This window comes from Xanthomonas sp. SHU 166, from assembly GCF_000364685.1.
GTDB classification, from domain to species: domain Bacteria; phylum Pseudomonadota; class Gammaproteobacteria; order Xanthomonadales; family Xanthomonadaceae; genus Xanthomonas_A; species Xanthomonas_A sontii.
This window is the reverse complement of the sequence record NZ_AQOJ01000906.1, coordinates 1-1,354: the sequence shown is the minus strand read 5'-3', so window position 1 is coordinate 1,354 and position 1,354 is coordinate 1. Positions and strand designations below refer to the sequence as shown.

General features: G+C 71.3%; 2 protein-coding genes. Both read left to right on the top strand.

Annotated elements, in window-relative coordinates; all coding sequences use genetic code 11:
• Positions 1-593 (top strand): FecR domain-containing protein (locus D180_RS20365; protein ID WP_017914220.1); only part of this gene is annotated, 593 nt, incomplete at its 5' end.
• Between the two features lie 174 nt (positions 594-767).
• Positions 768-1,354 (top strand): secretin and TonB N-terminal domain-containing protein (locus D180_RS20360; protein WP_043091455.1); only part of this gene is annotated, 587 nt, incomplete at its 3' end.

Genomic DNA, 1,354 nt, shown 5'->3' with positions numbered 1-1,354 from the left:
GCTCGAAAATCGCGCTCGGCGGCGCCTCGCGGCTGAGCACCCGCTTCAGCGCCGCGCAGCGCCACGTGGAGCTGATCGCCGGCGAGGCCTTCTTCGACGTGGCGCACCACGCCGGGCGCCCGTTCGTGGTCGACGCCGGCGGCGTGTCGATCCTGGACGTGGGCACCGCCTTCGACGTCAGCCGCGACGGCGAACGCGTCGAAGTCGCTGTCACCGAAGGCCGGGTCCGCATTTACGGCGCCGGCCAGGTGCCGGCCGACGGCAGCGGCGGGCTGGAAGCGGTGGCCGGACAGCGCGTGTCCTACGATCCGGCCAAGCCCGCGCTGCAGGTCAGCCAGATCGACGTGGCGCAGGCCACCGCCTGGCGCGATCACCGGCTGGAGTTCGTCGATACGCCGCTGGACACGGTGATCGCGCGGGTCAACCGCTACAGCGACCGGCCACTGCGCCTGGACGACCCGGCGCTTGGACGACTGAGCTTCACCGGCACCGTCGACACGCAGGCGACCGCGCAGTGGATCGAGGCCTTGCCGCAGGTGTTCCCGCTGCGGGTGCGCCAGGGCAAGGACGAGATCGTGCTGAGCCGCCGTTAGGCGATACCGCGCGCCGCCCGGGCTTAGGGACGACGGGCGCCCCGAGTCGACGTCGCCGCGCGTGGCATAATTCGCGCTTCCGCTGGGGGGCGACGGGCAGTGCGTGGGCTGAGGCGACTGATCATCTGCGGCAGCCTGGCATTGCAGCTCGCACCCTGCCCCCCTGCCCTCGCCGTGCCACTCGCGCCCGACGCACGGCAGATCGGGTTCTCGATCCCGCCGCAGGCGCTGTCCACGGCGCTGATCGCGTACGGCAAGCAGGCCAACATGCAGGTGCTGACCGCCAGCCCGACCCTGGCCGGGATGCGCAGCGACGGGCTGCAAGGCATGTTCACCCCGGACGCGGCGCTGCAACGCCTGCTGCAATCGAGTGGCCTCGCGTACCGCATGCTCGATGCGAACACGGTGGCGGTCACCCCCGCCGCCACGGCGCCGGTCGATCCTGCGGATGTCGCCGATGCGCACCGCGCCGGCGCGCCAGCCAAGCTGCTGGAACAGGTCGACGCCGCGGCGCTGACCGAGCACGCCATGGGCGACGTGCCAGCCTATGCCAGCGACGCGCTGCGTTACGCCGCCGATTCCATCGCCGTGCCGCAGTCGGTGAACGTGGTCGCTCCGCATCTGCTGGCCTCGCAACAGGTGCGTACCGTCGCCGACGCCCTGCGCAACGTGGCCAGCGTGCAGCAGATCGAAAATCCGTTGCGCGCGCCGCTGTTCAAGATCCGCGGCATCTACACCGGCAACGGCATGACCGACGGGAT